Source organism: Litoribacterium kuwaitense, assembly GCF_011058155.1.
In the GTDB taxonomy this organism is placed as follows: Bacteria; Bacillota; Bacilli; order Bacillales; family DSM-28697; genus Litoribacterium; species Litoribacterium kuwaitense.
The window spans coordinates 78,934-96,207 of sequence record NZ_JAALFC010000004.1 but is presented as its reverse complement, the minus strand read 5'-3'; the positions used below and the strand labels follow the sequence as shown (position 1 = coordinate 96,207).

The 17,274-nt window shown below is 42.0% G+C and carries 17 protein-coding genes and 2 pseudogenes; 13 read left to right on the top strand and 6 right to left on the bottom strand.

What is annotated here, in order from left to right; translation table 11 throughout:
• Positions 1-17 precede the first annotated feature (17 nt).
• A complete protein-coding gene (gene mnmM / locus G4V62_RS04390; protein WP_165199599.1) occupies positions 18-611 on the bottom strand; it encodes a tRNA 5-(aminomethyl)-2-thiouridylate-methyltransferase MnmM in 594 nt (197 codons plus the stop codon).
• Positions 611-1,552 (bottom strand): annotated as a pseudogene (gene mnmL / locus G4V62_RS04385) (tRNA modification radical SAM protein MnmL/YtqA); the annotation flags it as partial. The pseudogene mnmL and the gene mnmM, both read right to left, overlap by 1 nt.
• Before the next feature lie 144 nt (positions 1,553-1,696).
• Between mnmL and G4V62_RS04380 the strand changes: the two are divergent.
• The 6 genes from G4V62_RS04380 (at position 1,697) to G4V62_RS04355 (ending at position 8,221) form a co-directional block, all read left to right on the top strand.
• Complete coding sequence (locus G4V62_RS04380) at positions 1,697-1,966, top strand: DUF2524 family protein (RefSeq protein WP_165199597.1); 270 nt, start codon at positions 1,697-1,699, stop codon at positions 1,964-1,966.
• Between the two features lie 392 nt (positions 1,967-2,358).
• Positions 2,359-4,782, top strand: a complete 2,424-nt coding sequence (gene leuS / locus G4V62_RS04375) for a leucine--tRNA ligase (RefSeq protein ID WP_165199595.1) — start codon at positions 2,359-2,361, stop codon at positions 4,780-4,782.
• A 243-nt stretch (positions 4,783-5,025) separates the two neighbouring features.
• Positions 5,026-5,328 (top strand): rhodanese-like domain-containing protein, encoded by a 303-nt coding sequence (locus G4V62_RS04370; RefSeq protein WP_165199593.1) that lies wholly within the window; start codon positions 5,026-5,028, stop codon positions 5,326-5,328.
• 7 nt (positions 5,329-5,335) lie between these two features.
• On the top strand, positions 5,336-5,692 hold the full coding sequence (locus G4V62_RS04365) for a rhodanese-like domain-containing protein (protein WP_165199591.1): 357 nt from the start codon (positions 5,336-5,338) through the stop codon (positions 5,690-5,692).
• Between the two features lie 178 nt (positions 5,693-5,870).
• Positions 5,871-6,338, top strand: a complete 468-nt coding sequence (locus tag G4V62_RS04360; RefSeq protein ID WP_165199589.1) for a Dps family protein — start codon at positions 5,871-5,873, stop codon at positions 6,336-6,338.
• 266 nt (positions 6,339-6,604) lie between these two features.
• Positions 6,605-8,221 (top strand): putative polysaccharide biosynthesis protein, encoded by a 1,617-nt coding sequence (locus G4V62_RS04355; protein ID WP_165199587.1) that lies wholly within the window; start codon positions 6,605-6,607, stop codon positions 8,219-8,221.
• 82 nt (positions 8,222-8,303) lie between these two features.
• Here G4V62_RS04355 and G4V62_RS04350 read toward each other — a convergent pair whose 3' ends face one another.
• Positions 8,304-8,534, bottom strand: a complete 231-nt coding sequence (locus G4V62_RS04350) for a DeoR family transcriptional regulator (protein WP_165199585.1) — start codon at positions 8,532-8,534, stop codon at positions 8,304-8,306.
• 189 nt (positions 8,535-8,723) lie between these two features.
• The gene (gene cysK, locus G4V62_RS04345; protein WP_165199583.1) at positions 8,724-9,656 is read right to left on the bottom strand and encodes a cysteine synthase A; all 933 of its coding nucleotides are present in this window, start codon (positions 9,654-9,656) and stop codon (positions 8,724-8,726) included.
• Between the two features lie 429 nt (positions 9,657-10,085).
• Here cysK and G4V62_RS04340 point away from each other — a divergent pair.
• The 5 genes and pseudogenes from G4V62_RS04340 to G4V62_RS04320 all read left to right on the top strand — a co-directional run.
• Positions 10,086-10,409: pseudogene (locus G4V62_RS04340) on the top strand (MerR family transcriptional regulator); the annotation flags it as partial.
• 116 nt (positions 10,410-10,525) lie between these two features.
• On the top strand, positions 10,526-11,458 hold the full coding sequence (locus G4V62_RS04335) for a nuclease-related domain-containing protein (RefSeq protein ID WP_165199581.1): 933 nt from the start codon (positions 10,526-10,528) through the stop codon (positions 11,456-11,458).
• Positions 11,459-11,689: 231 nt separating this feature from the next.
• A complete protein-coding gene (locus G4V62_RS04330; RefSeq protein WP_246218256.1) occupies positions 11,690-12,493 on the top strand; it encodes a phosphotransferase family protein in 804 nt (267 codons plus the stop codon).
• A gap of 304 nt (positions 12,494-12,797) precedes the next feature.
• Entirely contained in the window at positions 12,798-13,478 is a 681-nt protein-coding gene (trmB, locus tag G4V62_RS04325) for a tRNA (guanosine(46)-N7)-methyltransferase TrmB (protein WP_165199579.1), read from the top strand.
• Positions 13,479-13,571: 93 nt separating this feature from the next.
• The gene (locus G4V62_RS04320; RefSeq protein WP_165199577.1) at positions 13,572-14,117 is read left to right on the top strand and encodes a hypothetical protein; all 546 of its coding nucleotides are present in this window, start codon (positions 13,572-13,574) and stop codon (positions 14,115-14,117) included.
• A 141-nt stretch (positions 14,118-14,258) separates the two neighbouring features.
• Here the strand turns inward: G4V62_RS04320 and G4V62_RS04315 are convergent, their stop codons facing one another.
• Entirely contained in the window at positions 14,259-14,588 is a 330-nt protein-coding gene (locus tag G4V62_RS04315; RefSeq protein WP_165199575.1) for a hypothetical protein, read from the bottom strand.
• 182 nt (positions 14,589-14,770) lie between these two features.
• Between G4V62_RS04315 and G4V62_RS04310 the strand changes: the two genes are divergently transcribed.
• The gene (locus tag G4V62_RS04310; RefSeq protein ID WP_165199573.1) at positions 14,771-15,841 is read left to right on the top strand and encodes a M42 family metallopeptidase; all 1,071 of its coding nucleotides are present in this window, start codon (positions 14,771-14,773) and stop codon (positions 15,839-15,841) included.
• A 261-nt stretch (positions 15,842-16,102) separates the two neighbouring features.
• On the opposite strand, the gene G4V62_RS04305 is transcribed toward G4V62_RS04310, so the two are convergent.
• Positions 16,103-16,564, bottom strand: coding sequence for a YtoQ family protein (locus tag G4V62_RS04305; protein WP_165199571.1), 462 nt, complete (start codon positions 16,562-16,564; stop codon positions 16,103-16,105).
• A 158-nt stretch (positions 16,565-16,722) separates the two neighbouring features.
• Between G4V62_RS04305 and G4V62_RS04300 the strand changes: the two genes are divergently transcribed.
• Positions 16,723-17,253 (top strand): hypothetical protein, encoded by a 531-nt coding sequence (locus G4V62_RS04300; RefSeq protein WP_165199569.1) that lies wholly within the window; start codon positions 16,723-16,725, stop codon positions 17,251-17,253.
• The last annotated feature ends 21 nt before the right edge of the window (positions 17,254-17,274 follow it).

Sequence of the window (17,274 nt, the reverse complement as noted above, 5' to 3'; positions counted from 1 at the left end):
TCAACCCCCCTGAAATCTCAGGGGGATTGTTGTTTTTCGGTGTTTCTCTTTTGTGGAATGAGGGCGTAAATCGTTGGTGCACTAGGGTGGTTAATAAGCCCGTAATGTAAGGCTCGGTGAGTGGTTGACGGTATACTTTCGACGAATTCCTGCACGGCTTGTTTTTCCTCTGCGCCACCAGGGTGTCCTGGGTAGGCAACGACGATAATCAATGCGTTTGGTGCTTTTTCGGTTAGAGCGGCCAGAGCGTTGAGTGTTGATGCTTCTTGCGTAATGACCGTTTTATCGCTCCCAGGGAGATACCCAAGGTTAAATATCGCTGCTTTTATACGTACGATCTCCTCTTCAGGAAGATGTGTTGCCCAGTTGGCATGACTGTCGAGAAACAACGTTGCCTTCAGCATTGCCTCTTGTAGCCGTTTCTTCGCTTCGGTGAGTGCTTTTTCTTGGATATCAAAACCGAAGACGACGCCGTCAGGACCGACGAGTTTACATAGCTTTACTGTGTCATGCCCATTTCCGACTGTCATATCAATGGCCATATCCCCAGGCTGTAAATATTGTTCAAGCAAAAGGTGAGCAAATTGAAGTAAGGGCGGTTCAGGGCGCATTATGTCCGCCCCTGTAAAGCATAACTACCTTGATACGTCCCTCTTCGTTCGAGCTCTTTGTCAATCGCATTTAACACTTCCCATTTATTAAAGCTCCACATTGGGCCAATTAACAAATCAGGAGGCCCGTCACCAGTAATACGGTGGATAATCATATCTTCAGGTAACAGCTCTAGCTGATCAGCAACAAGTTCTACATATTCCCCTTGCTCTAGAAACTCGAGTTGCCCTTTTTCGTATTGTTTGACCATTGGCGTTCCTTTAAGTAAGTGCAATAAGTGAATTTTGATGCCTTGAACATCCAGCTTGGCTACAGATTGTGCCGTTTCCATCATCATTTCTTTCGTTTCCATCGGTAAGCCATTAATGATGTGACTGCAAACCCGAATGCCGTGTTTACGAAGCTTTTCCACGCCTTCGATGTATGTTTGAAAATCGTGGGCACGATTAATTAGGTCAGCGGTTGATTGATGGACGGTTTGCAGACCGAGCTCTACCCATAAATACGTTCGTTCATTAAGCTCTGCCAAATATTCAACGACATCATCAGGAAGGCAGTCTGGTCTCGTCGCAATGGACAGCCCAACGACGCCTTCTTGCTCTAAAATGGGCTCGTACGTCTGCCGCAGTTGTTCGACAGGGGCGTGTGTGTTTGTAAACGCCTGAAAATACCCAATATATTTGCCGGTTTTCCATTTTTTATGCATTCGTTCCTTGATTTTATGAAATTGCGTGACGACATCTTCTGCTCGATTTCCGGCAAAATCACCTGAGCCCGCCGCGCTGCAAAAAGTGCATCCACCGTGTGCAACTGTGCCGTCCCGATTTGGGCAATCGAATCCACCATCAATAGGTACTTTGAAAATTTTCTCGCCAAACAGCTGTTTTAAATGAAAATTCCATGTATGATAACGTTTTTTATCATGTGTATAAAAATAAGGACGTGTTTTTCCATGATTGCGTCACTCCTTCTGTCCAAGTAGACCATTAGACATTGTAGCATATGGGAGGGGCGTGATGCGAACATGACACGTGAATATTTGTCTGATAAAGGCCTCACACTATGATGCAAAGGAGGTTTTACTATGGCGACAAGAGCTTCTATTGATCAGTGGGTTCAAAAAGCGAATGAGACGATTGCCAGTGCTGAAGAATCATGCTCACTTCATAATCGAGAAATGCATCTTAGACAGGAAGTTGATTTTCAACAAGCGCAGCAGTCTTTACAAGGAATTGTGGATGAAGGTGAAAAGTTAAAGGATTCAGGGAATGCGCAGCAACGTGAGACAATTGACCGAATGATGATCGCGCTTAGGAAAACGCAACAGCAGCTGATCATGTCAGATCAGCTGTAGAATACCATTTTCATGGCAAAGCTTGACACTTCGAGAAATTCCGTTAAAATGAGTGATATAATAAAGCCAAAAATAACAATTAAGGAGTAGTAGCTGAAGAATGTCCGGGCTCAGAGAGATGACAGAAGGCTGCGAGTCATTGCCGGAGCTTCAACGAACTCGCCTTATAATTGCAAAGCAAAACTTTGCCGTTTTCCGCGTTAAGGATAGAGATGATACGTGTTTTTGATGCGTATAATTTTGGGTGGTACCGCGGGTGCTTATATGATAACTCTCGTCCCAGTTTGGGGCGGGGGTTTTTTTATGACCTACATAAATGATTTTAATCTCAGCTTCAAACGGGCTGTACGTAAAAAACGACAATCAGTTTTTAGAACAAGGAGGATGCCAAAATGAGCTATCGCCATAAAGAAATTGAACAAAAATGGCAGACGTATTGGGAGGATAATAAGACATTTCATACGGAGGATGATGTCGAAAAGCCGAAATTTTATGCATTAGACATGTTCCCCTATCCTTCTGGATCCGGTTTGCACGTCGGACATCCTGAGGGATATACGGCAACAGATATTCTTTCACGTATGAAACGAATGCAAGGCTACAACGTATTACACCCAATGGGGTGGGATGCATTTGGTCTACCGGCGGAACAATATGCCCTTGATACAGGAAATGACCCGAAAGAGTTTACGCAAAAAAATATTGACACTTTTAAACGGCAAATTAAATCTCTCGGTTTTTCGTATGATTGGGACAGAGAGATCAGCACGACAGACCCATCTTATTATAAGTGGACTCAGTGGATTTTTATCCAGTTGTATAAAAAAGGATTGGCCTATATTGACGAAGTCCCTGTAAACTGGTGTCCTGCGCTAGGAACTGTTTTGGCCAATGAAGAGGTCATCGACGGAAAAAGTGAACGGGGGGATCATCCTGTTGAGCGTCGTCCGATGCGTCAATGGATGTTGAAAATTACCGAGTATGCGGATCGTTTACTGGAAGACTTGGAAGAGCTTGATTGGCCGGAAAGCATTAAAGATATGCAACGCAACTGGATTGGTCGATCTGAAGGTGCAGATGTCGTGTTTCAAATTAAAGGACACGAGGACAAGAGCTTAAAAGTGTTCACGACCCGTCCAGATACGCTGTTCGGTGCAACATATTGTGTACTTGCTCCAGAGCACTTATTGGTAGATGTGATCACAAAAGATGATCAGCGTGAAGCTGTTGAGGCATACAAAGAAAAAGCCCTGCATAAGAGCGATTTAGAGCGGACTGAGCTGTCAAAAACAAAGACAGGCGTCTGGACAGGTGCATATGCAATCAATCCGGTGAACGGCGAGGAAGTGCCGATATGGATTGCGGATTATGTCCTTGCTAGCTACGGTAGTGGCGCGATTATGGCTGTCCCTGCTCATGATGAAAGGGACTATGAATTTGCAAAAGCGTTTGACCTGCCCATTCGTGAAGTGGTTGAAGGTGGAGATATGACGAAAGAAGCGTACGTTGGTGATGGAAAGCACATCAATTCCGATTTTCTTAATGGTATGGATAAAGATGAAGCCATTGCAGTCATGATTGATTGGCTTGAAGAGCAAAGCGCCGGTGAAAAGAAAATTACGTATCGTCTCCGCGATTGGCTATTTAGTCGTCAACGTTACTGGGGAGAACCTATCCCAGTGCTTCATCTTGAAGATGGGAGTATCCGTCCAGTCCCTGAGGAGGACTTGCCAGTAACCCTTCCGATCACAAATGAGATTAAACCTTCCGGAACAGGCGAGTCACCGTTGGCAAACATGACCGATTGGCTGAATACGGTAGATCCAGACACCGGAAAACCAGCACGAAGAGAGACGAATACGATGCCACAGTGGGCAGGAAGCTGTTGGTATTACTTACGCTTTATTGACCCGAACAACGATGAACTTTTTGCTGATCCTGAGAAATTAAAGCATTGGTTACCTGTGGATGTCTATATTGGCGGAGCAGAACACGCAGTACTTCATTTACTGTACGCCCGCTTTTGGCATAAAGTATTGTACGATCTTGGCTACGTACCGACGAAAGAGCCTTTTCAAAAGCTGTTTAACCAAGGAATGATTCTCGGTGAAAACCATGAAAAAATGAGTAAATCAAAAGGAAACGTTATTAACCCGGACGATATCGTTGCCTCCCATGGTGCAGACACTTTACGTTTATATGAGATGTTTATGGGACCTCTCCATGCCTCGATCGCTTGGTCAGAAAACGGCCTCGATGGCGCAAGGAAGTTTTTAGACCGTGTATGGAGGTTGATCGTTTCTGATGAAGGTGATAAACAATCAGCCATTTCGAATGAGAGCGGTGAAGGTCATCCGCTTGAAAAAGTATACAACCAAACCGTTCAGAAGGTCACTGAGGATTACGAGAATTTGCGATTTAACACAGGTATCTCCCAGTTAATGGTTTTCGTAAATGAAGCGTATAAACAAGAAACAATTCCATACTCGTTTGCAGAGGGTTTAATTAAATTGCTTTCGCCAATCGCTCCGCACGTTTCTGAAGAGTTATACCAAAAGCTTGGGCATACTGAATCACTTGCATATGCTACTTGGCCTGCATATGACCCTGACAAGATTCAAGCTGATGAATCCGAGATTGTTGTTCAAGTGAAGGGAAAAGTACGGGCGAAGATTGTAGTCCCAGCGGATGCTTCTAAAGATGAGATTGAAAAAGCAGCACTTGATAATGAAAAAATCCAGGAGTTAATTGAAGGAAAGTCGATTAAAAAAATCATTGTCGTTCCTGGAAAACTTGTGAACATCGTGGCTGTTTAATCAGTGAAAATATTTTAAATGTGACTTGCTTAAACGTGTAGACAAGGTCTAGCTAAAATGACTGTGTCTACACGTTTTTTATCAAGCCAGCACACTTGTTTCAATGAATTGACATAAATTAGTCCAATCGCACTCATCGAGCCAAGTGGCTAATGTATGCTTTTAATCATTAGGCAAAATGATTGACGGATGTTTCTGTTTCAGTAAAAATGATGACAGGTTAAACAAAAAGGAGACGATCACGTGAAGGAAATTTCTACTGAGGAGCTACTTAATAAAATCGATGAATTAGCGCATGTAATTATCGATGTCCGCGAAGATGAAGAAGTGGCAGAAGGAATGATTCCGGGCGCGGTTCACATGCGATTAGCGACGGTCCCAGAAAGGCTGTCTGAGCTTAACAAAGACAAGGAGCTTATCTTCGTGTGCCGATCTGGCCGTCGAAGTGAAAAAGCGGCTGAGTATGCCGAGTCTCATGGTTATACATGTACGAATGTTGTCGGTGGCATGCTAGCATGGCAAGGCTCGACAGTCAATCCGGAATGATGAGCCTATGTCTATCCTATTTGGTTTATTAAGTATGGTCGTGTTGTCTTTATTTGTCTGGCGTTGGTACGTACAGCCATCTTTTTTAATGCGCCCAATTTCTTTAGAACAGGCAAATGAAGATGAGCATTGCATCGTTGATATCCGTGATTTTATTTCCTATTATCGAAAGCCGATGCCGATTGCTAAAAATATTCCCCTGTCGTATTTATCAAGAGAAATGCGTGAAGGGTCTATTTGCTCAAAAGAGATCGTCATCGTTGCAGATAATATTCATGCGGCTCGTTCTGCAGCACGTGTTGTTAATCGACAAGCAAAACAAAAAGTGAAGTACTCACTTCTTCCACCGCAAGCTAGTGTATAGTGTGGATAAAATATGACATTCAGCAAAAATAGGTTTTCCTTTTACCAAAACAGGTTATCATATCTATAGAGGCAAAATAATAAACCATTAGCTTAAAGGTTGATTGCTTTGCCGTCGATTTCTTTTTCAATTACAGTAAAACTCGACGATTATTTTTAGAAAGTGGAGGAGAATAAGAATGCCAAACAATTACCAATCACAAGAAGCATCTGCACTAGAGCAACAGGTGAATAAGCAGCTTGCCAATTTACATGTGTTGTACATTAAGCTTCATAACTATCATTGGTATGTCAAAGGACCACATTTCTTCTCACTGCACGAGAAATTTGAAGAAATGTATAACTCGATGAAAAATCATATTGATGAACTCGCTGAGCATATGTTGGCGATTCGCATGAAGCCTTTAGCATCAATGGACGAATTTCTACGTGAAGCATCGCTTCAGGAAGCGAGTGGTCATGAAAGTGCAGAAGAAATGGTTGTAAGCATTTCAGACGATTTATTTGCTCTTATGGAAGAAAGTAAAAAAGTAATCGAAGGGCTTGAAGAGCAGCAGGAGTTCGCGATTGCTGATATTTTCCACGCTATGCTTGAAGAGTTTAAGAAAGATGACTGGATGTTGCGTGCGTATTTAAACAAAGAATAATGACTAACTAAAGTGTAGGCAAAGCTCAAGGCTTTGTCCGCGCTTTTTTTTAGGTGCAACAAAGTTTTTAGAGCTTACAAATGAGCTTACAAATGCAAAAAAAAGTGAGAATCCCCTTTGAATTGAAAATGTGGGGGTTTTTCAAGTGCAGTAAAAAATTTACATACGGACGAGTTTTTAATCAGCATGCCTCGTTGCCCTCCTGCAGACGAAAGTCAAGTATGGTAAAATACAGAAGTCTGTGAACGATGACAGGAGGCTTAGTAATGGCAGACTCAAGGTTATTACGGGGCACGTTTTTATTAACTGCGGCCACGTTTATTGCAAAATTTCTTGGCATGATCTCTGTTTTTCCGTTACATGCGCTAATCGGAGAACAGGGAGGGGCTTTATATAGCTACGCTTATATTCCATATTCAATTACTTTGAGTATAGCGACATTAGGTATACCGCTAGCTGTATCCAAGTTTGTTTCAAAGTATAATGCGATAGGGGATTACGAAACAGGCCGGCGGCTGTTTCGCTCGGGGTTAAAGGTGATGGGGCTTATGGGCCTTTTGTCATTTGTAGCGCTATATATGCTTGCGCCATGGATCGCCCCCTTAGTGATCAATGGTGATACGTTTTCTGCTGACGATGTTACATATGTGATTCGCATGGTTTCCGTTGCACTCATTATCGTACCGGCGATGAGCTTAGTACGAGGGTTTTTTCAAGGATATCAATCGATGGGACCGTCGGCGGCTTCGACAGCGATGGAACAGCTTGTACGTGTTATTTTTATGTTAGTCGGTGCTTACATTGCCTTGTTCTGGTTTAACAGCTCTTTAGTGACAGCAGTAGGTGTAGCAACCTTTGCAGCATTTATCGGTGCAATTGGTGGACTATTTACATTAGTATATTTTTGGAAAAAAAGAAGGCTTGGCTCCATAAAGAAAAGCACCAGTGCTGCTAAGGTGCCTCTTGATGAAATGTATAAAGAGCTCATTCGCTATGCCATTCCATTCGTTTTTGTTGGACTTGCGGTCCCATTATTTCAACTCGTTGATATGTTTACCTTTAATAGAACTTTAGCGGCAGCAAATTACGAAGGGGATTCAAATGCACTATTCTCTGCATTTACCCTATACAATCATAAGCTGATTATGATTCCAGTGTCACTTGCGACCGGCTTTGCGCTCAATCTCATTCCGACAGTGACGTCTGCGTTTACAGCAAACAAGCTAAAAGATGTACAACGCTATATGACACAGGCATTTCAAGTCATTCTGTTTTTAATTACGCCGGCTAGTCTTGGGTTGTCGGTATTAGCGGAATCGGCTTATGCTTCTTTTTTTGACGTCAATGAGCAGTTTGATTCATACGCGCAAATTCTTCGTTGGTATGCTCCCGCGGCACTCTTGTACGCCTTGTATACGGTTTCGACTGCATTGCTGCAAGGGATCAATCGGCAAAAAGTAGCAATGCTGAGTCTGGCTATTGGCTTTATTATAAAATGCATTTTAAATGTGCCATTCTTATATTGGTTTGATGCGATTGGTTCGGTGTTGGCTACGATGATCGGTTTTTCTAGCGCTGTTTTCTTTAATTTGTATGCGATTCACCGAAGTACAGGCTATCGCTTTAGACAGCTGGTCAAGCGCTTTATCCTTATCTTAGTGATATGCTCGATTATGGTGATCGCAGTTGTCTTATGGTCATCAGCATTGGCAGTGTGGTTTCCGATTGAAAGCAGTAGGCTGAATGCCATTATTGTGTTAGGCTCTGGCGTTGCGATCGGTGCTCTGCTATATTTTTTAATTTCATTACGCATCGGTTTAATGGAGAAAGTGTTAGGTTCGCAAATTCTAAAGAAATTGCGTCTTCCGACGAGAGGAGCATAAAAAAGCGGATGCCTATCTTCGTGAAGTAGGCATCCGCCGCAAAAAAAAACTCCGTTCAGCCCTCACGGAGTTTTCAATATGATTAACTGCTTTTGGATGATGCTTTGTTTGCTTTCCTTGTGGTTGTCCATTGACCGCGGCTAGGGCTGTGTACCAAATCGTTGTACGCCAAAACATGCAAATCCCGTTGAATCGTTCGCTGGGTGATCCCAAATTCGTCAACGAGCTCGGTCGTAGAAACCGTCCCATTCTGACGAATATACAGGTAGATCGACTTCACTCGCGTTAACATCCGATTGGTTGATGGATTCAAAGAACCACTCCTTCACACTTTGTAAACAAGGGTGCCTGGATGAGGTACATGTGAGTTTACCCTATTGTATGCCGCTTATCTTATTTTACTACGTTGAATTGGTCTAATGGAATAGATAAACAAACTTTTACACACATTTTACATGGTGTTTATTATGGAAAGCAACTTTTAAAATATGGCATCCTTCAATTAATTTTGCTCAAAAAGATCGCTTGATAAATAACGTTCACCTGTATCACAAGCGATGAAAACGACGATATCTTTAGGTGTGAGCCGTTTAGCGACTTCAAGCGCTGCATGGCAAGCAGCTCCAGAAGAAGGACCCACAAGCAGCCCTTCAAGGCTGGCTAGCATGTGGACAGCGTGATATGCGTCTTCATCAGCTAAACGGATAATCTCATCGTACACGTTTTCATTCAATATATCTGGAACAAACCCTGGGCTCGTGCCGACGAGTTTATGCTTGCCTGGTTTACCTCCCGAAAGCACAGGCGACCCTTTAGGTTCAACGACATGGATAGAAATGTCAGGGAAGGTCTTCTTTAGCACTTCGCCAATGCCAGTAATTGTGCCACCTGTTCCTGCTGTGGCGACAAAAGCACTTAATGGCTTGTCGAGTGTTTTCATGTCAGAAATAATTTCTCTGGCAGAGGTTGTTCGATGAGCGTCTGGGTTTGCGCCGTTACTAAATTGCATAGGCATAAAGCTGTTATCGATGTCTCGTAGCAGCTGTTCCGCTTTGCGAATAGCTCCAGGCATCTTTTCGTCTCCAGGGGTTAAGACGACTTCAGCGCCATATGCCTTTAATAAGTTAATTCGTTCCTGAGTCATCGTATCTGGCATGACGAGAATGGCACGATATCCGCGGGCAGCTGCATTCATCGCTAAGCCGATCCCTGTATTTCCACTTGTTGGCTCGATAATCGTCGCACCAGGCTTTAATTTTCCTTGCTTTTCTGCTTCTCGAATCATATTAAAAGCTGCTCGGTCTTTAACACTGCCGCTAGGGTTGTACATCTCAAGTTTTGCAAAAACCGTTGCACCGCTTGTCGGTGAGAGTTTGTTTAGTTTCAACATCGGAGTGTTTCCAATAAGATCAGAAATCGAATGAACAATTGTCACATGCACACGTCCTTTTATTATAAGTGATCCGATCGGTTTAATTGTATCATATTGATTTTCAATACTCTATTTTTACGTGCGGAACTTTAGATCGTTTAAGCATCATCTGCTGCTTGCTACATGGGTGGGTGCAGACGTTGTGCGCAACTTCTAAATCACTGTCCAATAATGCTTGTCACAGCGTCGCACCTCGCAATAATCATACATAGACAGTCTATCGAATAGTTGAGATATTTGTACTTCCGATCGTGTGGATGCACCGGCTTCGGTTTTAGGGGTAACCTGAGTGATGTTAACTAACCGACATATGCTTGTTTGTACATAAAAATGCATGAGGTGAGCAACAGCTAGCTAAAATCTATATAATGTTATAAAACCTTGTTGAATTTATATAATCTCATTGGTTGTAATAAGTTCAGAGGTGAAGATATGAAATATTATACAATGGGTCAGTTTGCAGATTTAATAGGGAAGTGTACACAAACATTAAGAGAGCGGGATAAAAAGGGAAGTTCAAACCAGATCATGTTGCCCCGACAGGCTATAGATACTACTCCAAAGAACAACTTCATCATTTCTTAGGAATTAAAGGGGAAAGGCAATTAGATAAGAGAGTATCCTTGCATAAGCAGAAAGATGACCTTGAGAGACAAATCGATATTGGAAGTGGTATTAATTAACAATAAAAAAGGGTTAAATCAACTAATAGATATGATCACAAACTCAGAAGTGGAGAAAGTAGTCATTATTTATTGAGGTTCAGCCTAGCTTTCAACCTAAATATAAAGTTTTCATACATTTCCTCTTCAAAAGAATGGTGAAGAACACGAAATTAATAGTAATAGACCGTCATCTGAGGAGGACAAACAGTGGCACAGTTAATTAAGCTACAAGATTTCGTTTCACGATATGAATCCGATATGTTTAAATACCCAAGTCAATTTATTCGTTTAAAGCAACAGCGTTGGAGACACCTAAAAGAAGCTTATCAAGACCAACGGTTGATGGAACCACTGCAATTGCAGGATGAAACGTCGTTAAAGGACTGGGGGATCGAGGACGACGGGGGATTGACATGGAAAAACCGTATGAAGCGCTGGTTTCAGCGCAAAAAAAGAGACAAAAATGAGCCTGAACAGACCGAGCCGTTTCAAGGATCGATTGATGAAGTTAAGGAATTTTTTTTAACTGAACTTTTTAAATATCAGCTTAAATGGGCTAGTTCCACATTGCTCCAAAAATCTTATGGTGTAAATACGTATAAAAGGGATGAACAATTAGCCTATTGGCTCCGTGTTCTGCCTGATAATTATTTAATTTTATACCGACCTGTTTTTGAAATTCATCATACACGTGTTGAAGTGGATACAATCATTCTTGGCCCATCTGAACTGTATTGTATATCGACCTTGTCAGGAAGAAAAGGCTCACTATATGAAACGGATGGAAAAACATACTGGCTACAAGACGGACAGGCCGACGAGCATCATATCAACCCACTTCAAGAACTTGAGCAAATGGAGAAGATCGTACATTCGATCATCCCTAAAGAACAAAGAAAACTGCATGTTAAAAAAATAGCTTATACGGATAGCGGTTTTATTGACGCGAGTACTGAGCGTCCGGGGCTGTCTTACGTCGATGTAAGAACTCACGAGTCATGGATGAAACGGCTTCAAGCCAATTCTTCGCCGATTAAATACAACCAATTAAATACAGCGAGATTGTTGCTTGATCATTGCTATACACAATCAGTCAAGCGGACAGAATGGGATACACATGAAGATGAATTGATTCGGTAACCATTTGCGCCTGCTAGCGTTTTTGATATAATAGAGCAGTAATGAATACGACATGGAAAAAGAAGCTTTAGCAGCTCTCATCAGTTGAACTGCAAGAGTTGCATGCAGGTCTTGATAAATCATTACAAAAGTACCTGTAAGAAAGCTTCTTTTTTTGAAAATAAGCTTGAACAGCCGTCCGTTTTATATATACGGACGGTTTGTATTCAGGGCGCTAAGGCATTGGAGATATTGAGGGTGAAATGGTTGGAAGACATCCTAGGAAATGAATGGAAAATTAAACCGGCAGGTGGGGCTACTGGAGAGGCGTACTATGCGCAGTCCCAAAATGAAAAACTTTTTTTGAAACGCAATTCTTCACCTTTTCTTGCAGTTCTGTCTGCGGAAGGGATCGTTCCAAAGCTTGTTTGGACGAAGCGATTAGAAAATGGAGATGTTGTCACTGCCCAACGTTGGCTACAAGGGCGTGAATTAAAGGCGGCAGAAATGCAGCAAACGAAGGTGGCTCACTTACTCAGTAAAATTCACCGGTCAAGCGACCTGTTGAATATGCTCAAGCGGCTTGGAAAGCAGCCGATGCACCCGACGATGTTATGTGAACATGCACTTCATATCACATCGCCGTATTACACCGATCCTTTGCTGAAAGCCTCAGTCACTTTTTTATCGCGCAACCTTCCGTATGTGCAAAGTGATGAAAAAGTCGTTTGTCATGGAGATGTCAATCATAACAATTGGCTTATTAGTGATGAGGAAGAGCTGTATTTGATTGATTGGGAAGGTGCTGTTGTTGCTGATCCTGCCCTTGATTTAGGCATGCTGTTGCATTGGTATGTACCGCGGCAACATTGGACGGATTGGTTAGATGCTTACGGTATAGAATTAACAACAACGCTTGAGTATCGGATGAAGTGGTATGTCGTCTACCAGTCATCTGTGTCTTTGGCGTGGCATCGGATGCGTCAAGAAACGCGTGAAGAAAACCACTGGTATCATGTGTTAAAGACATTACTCAATCAATTGAATCTCCTTTAGGCTTGTAAACTACGTATTTTGTGTTCTAGCAAACTCATGTGCTCAAGCGAATAAAGAAGGGGTTATAGTCTCGTGGAAGCATATACGTTCTACGAGCTCGTTTTTTTTATGTCTAACCTTGTAAGTGCATTGGCCCGAGGGGGTTTCGTTTGCGTGAGACTGTGAGGTTGAAGATGTGCAATTAATTTAAGGCTGTTAAATGAAATTGACTTTCACCTGCTCGCTATCGTCTTTATATAGCGATTATTAAAAATGAGTACTTCCTTATTTTGTTTTTGTCGATTATTTTAGTGGAGGTTGCAACATGCGTGTAAGAAACAAACCGTGGGCAAAGGAATATCTTCAATCTGAACCAGATGTTGTGATTCAAGAGCCTGCAGCATATCGTGGAAACTGGCTCAACGGCCGTGCAGAAAAAGAGCTACATGTGGAGGTGGGCTCAGGGAAAGGACGCTTTTTATCGGGGATGGCGAGCATGCGAGCGGACTGTCTGTTTATTGGTATTGAAAAGCATGAAAGTGTCGTCGTTTCTACGTTACAAAAACGCTTAGATGCGAACGTCAGAAATGCCTTTATTTTACATGAGGATGCAAACCATCTTGAAACGTGCTTTGCACCAGAGGAAGTTAGCGCCTTTTATTTGAATTTTTCTGATCCTTGGCCTAAAAAACGCCATGCGAAACGCCGTTTAACCCACCGATCTTTTTTGCAGATGTACGAGCGTTTACTAGTACCAGGCGGCGGTTTGCAATTAAAGACAGACAATCGCGGACTTTTCGCATTTTCAATTGAGGAATTTTCTAATAGAGGCTGGCAATTGCAAAATTTGTCGCTTGATTTGCATGCTGATTTGCGTGAAACTGAAGATACGGACAGCAATTATATTAATGTGGAGACAGAGTATGAGCAAAAGTTTTCGGAAAAAGGTTTCCCGATCTATAAGTTATGGGCATGTCCGCCAGCAAATCGTGAAAATAGTCGATGAAAAGGCTTTTTTATGATAAACTATTTGACGATCATCATTAATTACTAAATGACTCGTGATTGATCATCACGACAGAGATAAGGGGGAAAATCAGTGAGAAAATGGTTAAAAGGTAGTCTTGCTGCATTTGTACTTATGTTTATCGTTGGGGCAACGTCTGTACAAGCGCAAGAGGGAGAACAATATGTCGGAGAGTTTTATCAAAGTGCTAATGAGTGGCTAACTGAAGACAACACACATTTTAAAAAAGGTTCACTTGACATTTACAACCCGACCGTTTTTGAAGTGGACGATCCGGAAGGGAATTTTTCAACCATCGTTGGAGCAAAAGTTGAATACAATTCTGTACGTGATGAAATCTTTGGGTTCACACATGTTGAAACAATGTATTTCAACCCAGCTGATTCCACTATCGTCGATAAATCGCTAGTTTCAGGCTTTGAGCCTATTAAAGCTTTTGAAGAACAGTATCAAGGTGAATCTGGTAAGTTTATGCACTTTACTGTTATTATGCTACTTCTGTCACTTTTAGTGATCGTGCCTGTCATTCTCATGGGAATTTGGGCTAAAAACCGTTATTCAACAATGGAATTTGCAACACAAAACAATGTATACCGTAATCATACGACTTATGTGTAAACAATAATAAAAACCAGCTTCTGTCAATAGATAGGAGCTGGTTTTTTGATAAGGTGTTCTTTCATATGCTTAAACTCATGGCAATATATTTGTTGCGCTTTGCATCCGGTCTCAGGAAGGGAGACTGTATAAGACATATTTTTATCTGTTTTCAACATTTTGATGTGGGGTGAGTACATATAGCTTTCCGCTGTAAATGTCCATTTGAAAATGAAAATGGTGATTGCCATATGCGTCTGTTGCCATAACACCTAATTCTAAAGTTTGTAGTGGCTTTCCTTGGATCATCGTATTGGTCGGCGAGTTGACGACCCAGGCACCGTTGATTTCATAGCCAAGGTCTCTTACGAGGCGTTTTGCGCGCTCTAATGCTTCGTTTTCGCTAATTCTCCAGCTAAACAATGTTCTTATGATTAATCTTCCAGAAACGGCACCGAGACAAAGTCCAATAAGCAGGCTTGATTTAGACATTTCAATTCCCCTTCCTACATCATCTTGTTAAAAGTATAACACACCTTACTTTGAACTAAAAAACCACTATGCTTTGCAGATGAAAGAGGTTTCGGTAAAATGGAAATGTACATAAAAAAATTACACTAGTTTAAGCAAATGAATTTTGACGTGATCGCACATGTAGAGAGGAGATATCATTCATGCAACGTGAAACGAAAGAAATGTTTAGAACACTAACTGAGTTACGAGGGGCACCTGGCTTTGAGCATGATGTTCGTGCTTATATGAAAAAAGAACTCGAGCCGCTCTCAGATCGCTTGATTCAAGATCGACTAGGGAGTGTTTTTGGAGTGAAGGAAGGACCTAAAGGAAGCCCGAAAGTCATGGTTGCTGGTCATATGGATGAAGTAGGGTTTATGGTGACCGGTGTTACGAAAACGGGGATGGTTCGTTTTCAGCCTCTAGGCGGTTGGTGGAGCCAGGTCCTTCTCGCGCAACGGGTTCAAATTGTAACTGACAATCATGTCATTCCAGGGGTGATTAGTTCAATTCCGCCACATCTTCTGGACGAATCTACACGTAATAAACCGGTAGATATTAAACAAATGCTCATTGATGTAGGTGCAGATCATGCGGATCATGCAAAAGAGCTTGGAATTCGGCCAGGGCAACAAATTATCCCGATTTGCCCATTTACTGAAATGGCAGATGACAAAAAAATAATGGCGAAAGCGTGGGACAATCGTTATGGGTGTGGGTTAGCGCTTGAGCTATTAAAGAATGTAAAGGATGACGTTTTGCCAAATACACTTTATTCTGGTGCGACGGTACAAGAGGAGGTAGGTCTGCGGGGAGCTAAAACAGCGGCTAACCTCATTGAACCAGACGTCTTTTTCGCATTGGATGCTTCGCCAGCAAATGACATGACTGGCAGTCAAAAAGAGTTTGGCCATCTTGGGAAGGGTGCGCTTTTGCGTATATTTGACAGAAGCATGATTACTCATCAAGGCATGAAGGATTTTGTTTTAGATACGGCTGAAACGAATGATATTCCCTATCAGTATTTTGTTTCACCAGGCGGTACGGATGCAGGTAGTGTTCATTTGAGTGGATCGGGCGTACCCTCAGCTGTAATCGGAATATGTTCTCGTTATATACATACGTCCGCTTCAATAATTCATACGGATGATTATGAAGCAGCAAAAGCCTTATTAACAGCTCTTGTGAAAGCGACAGATCAGTCTGTTGTCGATACACTCCGGGCCACTTAAAAACGTTTGAAGTGAAATCATAAAAGAAGAACACAGTCCGGTTATTACGTTAGTGTTAGAGTGAGTGTAGACAAAGGCTTATTAGGCTTTGCTGCACTCTATTTTTTATTTTTTTGGCTTGAGAAGTCTGCTTTTTTACATTCTTCGTGCGGAGCAGCCGAAGAAACGATCGTTTAGGAGAGGGAGGGCGAGCCAACGGGTGACGGTTGGCAGCTTTCAATAAATTGAAGCACCCCTATCTAAAGAGGTGCTTCTAAGCTTTTACTTTGCAGTGTAACCGTTTGGCTGTAAAACGTAAGAAAGAACATCAGTCGCTTGCTCAAGTGTATCTACAGTGACCTGTGCATCATTGGAGATTTCTTTTAACGCATGGTGGAGAGAAGGATCGCGAACGAGAATAAGTGGTTTGTTTAAACTGATAGCTGTACCACAATCTTGTGCTGTATTCCACTGTCGATAGGCGTCTCCAAAATACGCAACGACGACGTCGGCTTTATTCATAAGTATTTTTGTCCGAAGGTTATTAATGGACGATGCGGATTCATCTTTTAAAATGGATGTTGGTTGTTTGCCAATAATCTGTTCACCTATATGGTCTGAAAGGTCATGATCTTCCATTGGACCAAATAAATCAACAGAAAGCTCTTTATCCCGGCAATGCTTCGCAAACGTTTTTTGCCAAGGGTCATGAATTTGTCCAGCTAAATAAATTTGCAGGTTCATTTGTTTTTTCACTCCTATTGGAAAAAATATGTGATGTTTGAGGTATTTTCCCGAAAAAACGATTGCCCAATCCCCTAAAGCGGCTATCCATGTGGCGAAAGATATGCACGACTTGTAACAGCTCAATGGATAACAACATGATGTAAGGAGGTTCCACGTTGAAACGTTTAAACAAATCATTTCATTTTTCCGGATGGGTCATCATTTTGTTGCTTATTGTGACGAGCTGCGGTGTATCTGAAAATGAGGCTTTGCAAACGTTGAAGAACGTTGTGCAGGATGCGAAAGAAATGACACCGCCTCAACCAAACGAAACGACGAAACCACTCACTTTTTATAAACCAGAAACCTTTGAAATTACTGAAGAAGATGAATACAATGTGATTCTAGAAGAACAAGGTCACCTTTTCATTCTTTACAGCAATCCTTTAGGCGATGAGCAAAAACAGCCTGAACATGCTAACGAGTTCTTTTCTGATACACTTTCTTTTGCCGAGAATGAAGGTTCAGCACAAATCAAGATAATAGTGACAAAGGAAGATGAAGAAAGCTATCTGATTACTGTTGAAAAGGGACCGATTAAAATGACGAACAGAACCGACGACCGCTCGCACCTAAGTCGAAATGCTCAATATATGCTTGAGATCATGGCATCTGCTTCTCCATCATCAAAAGAAAAATCTTCGTAGCACGCGGTTTTTCTTGTCATG

What these genes read in the sequence shown, in the direction of transcription:
- mnmM (WP_165199599.1), bottom strand. Translation starts at nt 611, where the DNA reads ATGCGCCCTGAACCGCCCTTACTTCAATTTGCTCACCTTTTGCTTGAA.
- G4V62_RS04380 (WP_165199597.1), top strand. Translation starts at nt 1,697, where the DNA reads ATGGCGACAAGAGCTTCTATTGATCAGTGGGTTCAAAAAGCGAATGAG.
- leuS (WP_165199595.1), top strand. Translation starts at nt 2,359, where the DNA reads ATGAGCTATCGCCATAAAGAAATTGAACAAAAATGGCAGACGTATTGG.
- G4V62_RS04365 (WP_165199591.1), top strand. Translation starts at nt 5,336, where the DNA reads ATGTCTATCCTATTTGGTTTATTAAGTATGGTCGTGTTGTCTTTATTT.
- G4V62_RS04360 (WP_165199589.1), top strand. Translation starts at nt 5,871, where the DNA reads ATGCCAAACAATTACCAATCACAAGAAGCATCTGCACTAGAGCAACAG.
- G4V62_RS04355 (WP_165199587.1), top strand. Translation starts at nt 6,605, where the DNA reads ATGGCAGACTCAAGGTTATTACGGGGCACGTTTTTATTAACTGCGGCC.
- trmB (WP_165199579.1), top strand. Translation starts at nt 12,798, where the DNA reads ATGCGTGTAAGAAACAAACCGTGGGCAAAGGAATATCTTCAATCTGAA.
- G4V62_RS04315 (WP_165199575.1), bottom strand. Translation starts at nt 14,588, where the DNA reads ATGTCTAAATCAAGCCTGCTTATTGGACTTTGTCTCGGTGCCGTTTCT.
- G4V62_RS04310 (WP_165199573.1), top strand. Translation starts at nt 14,771, where the DNA reads ATGCAACGTGAAACGAAAGAAATGTTTAGAACACTAACTGAGTTACGA.
- G4V62_RS04305 (WP_165199571.1), bottom strand. Translation starts at nt 16,564, where the DNA reads ATGAACCTGCAAATTTATTTAGCTGGACAAATTCATGACCCTTGGCAA.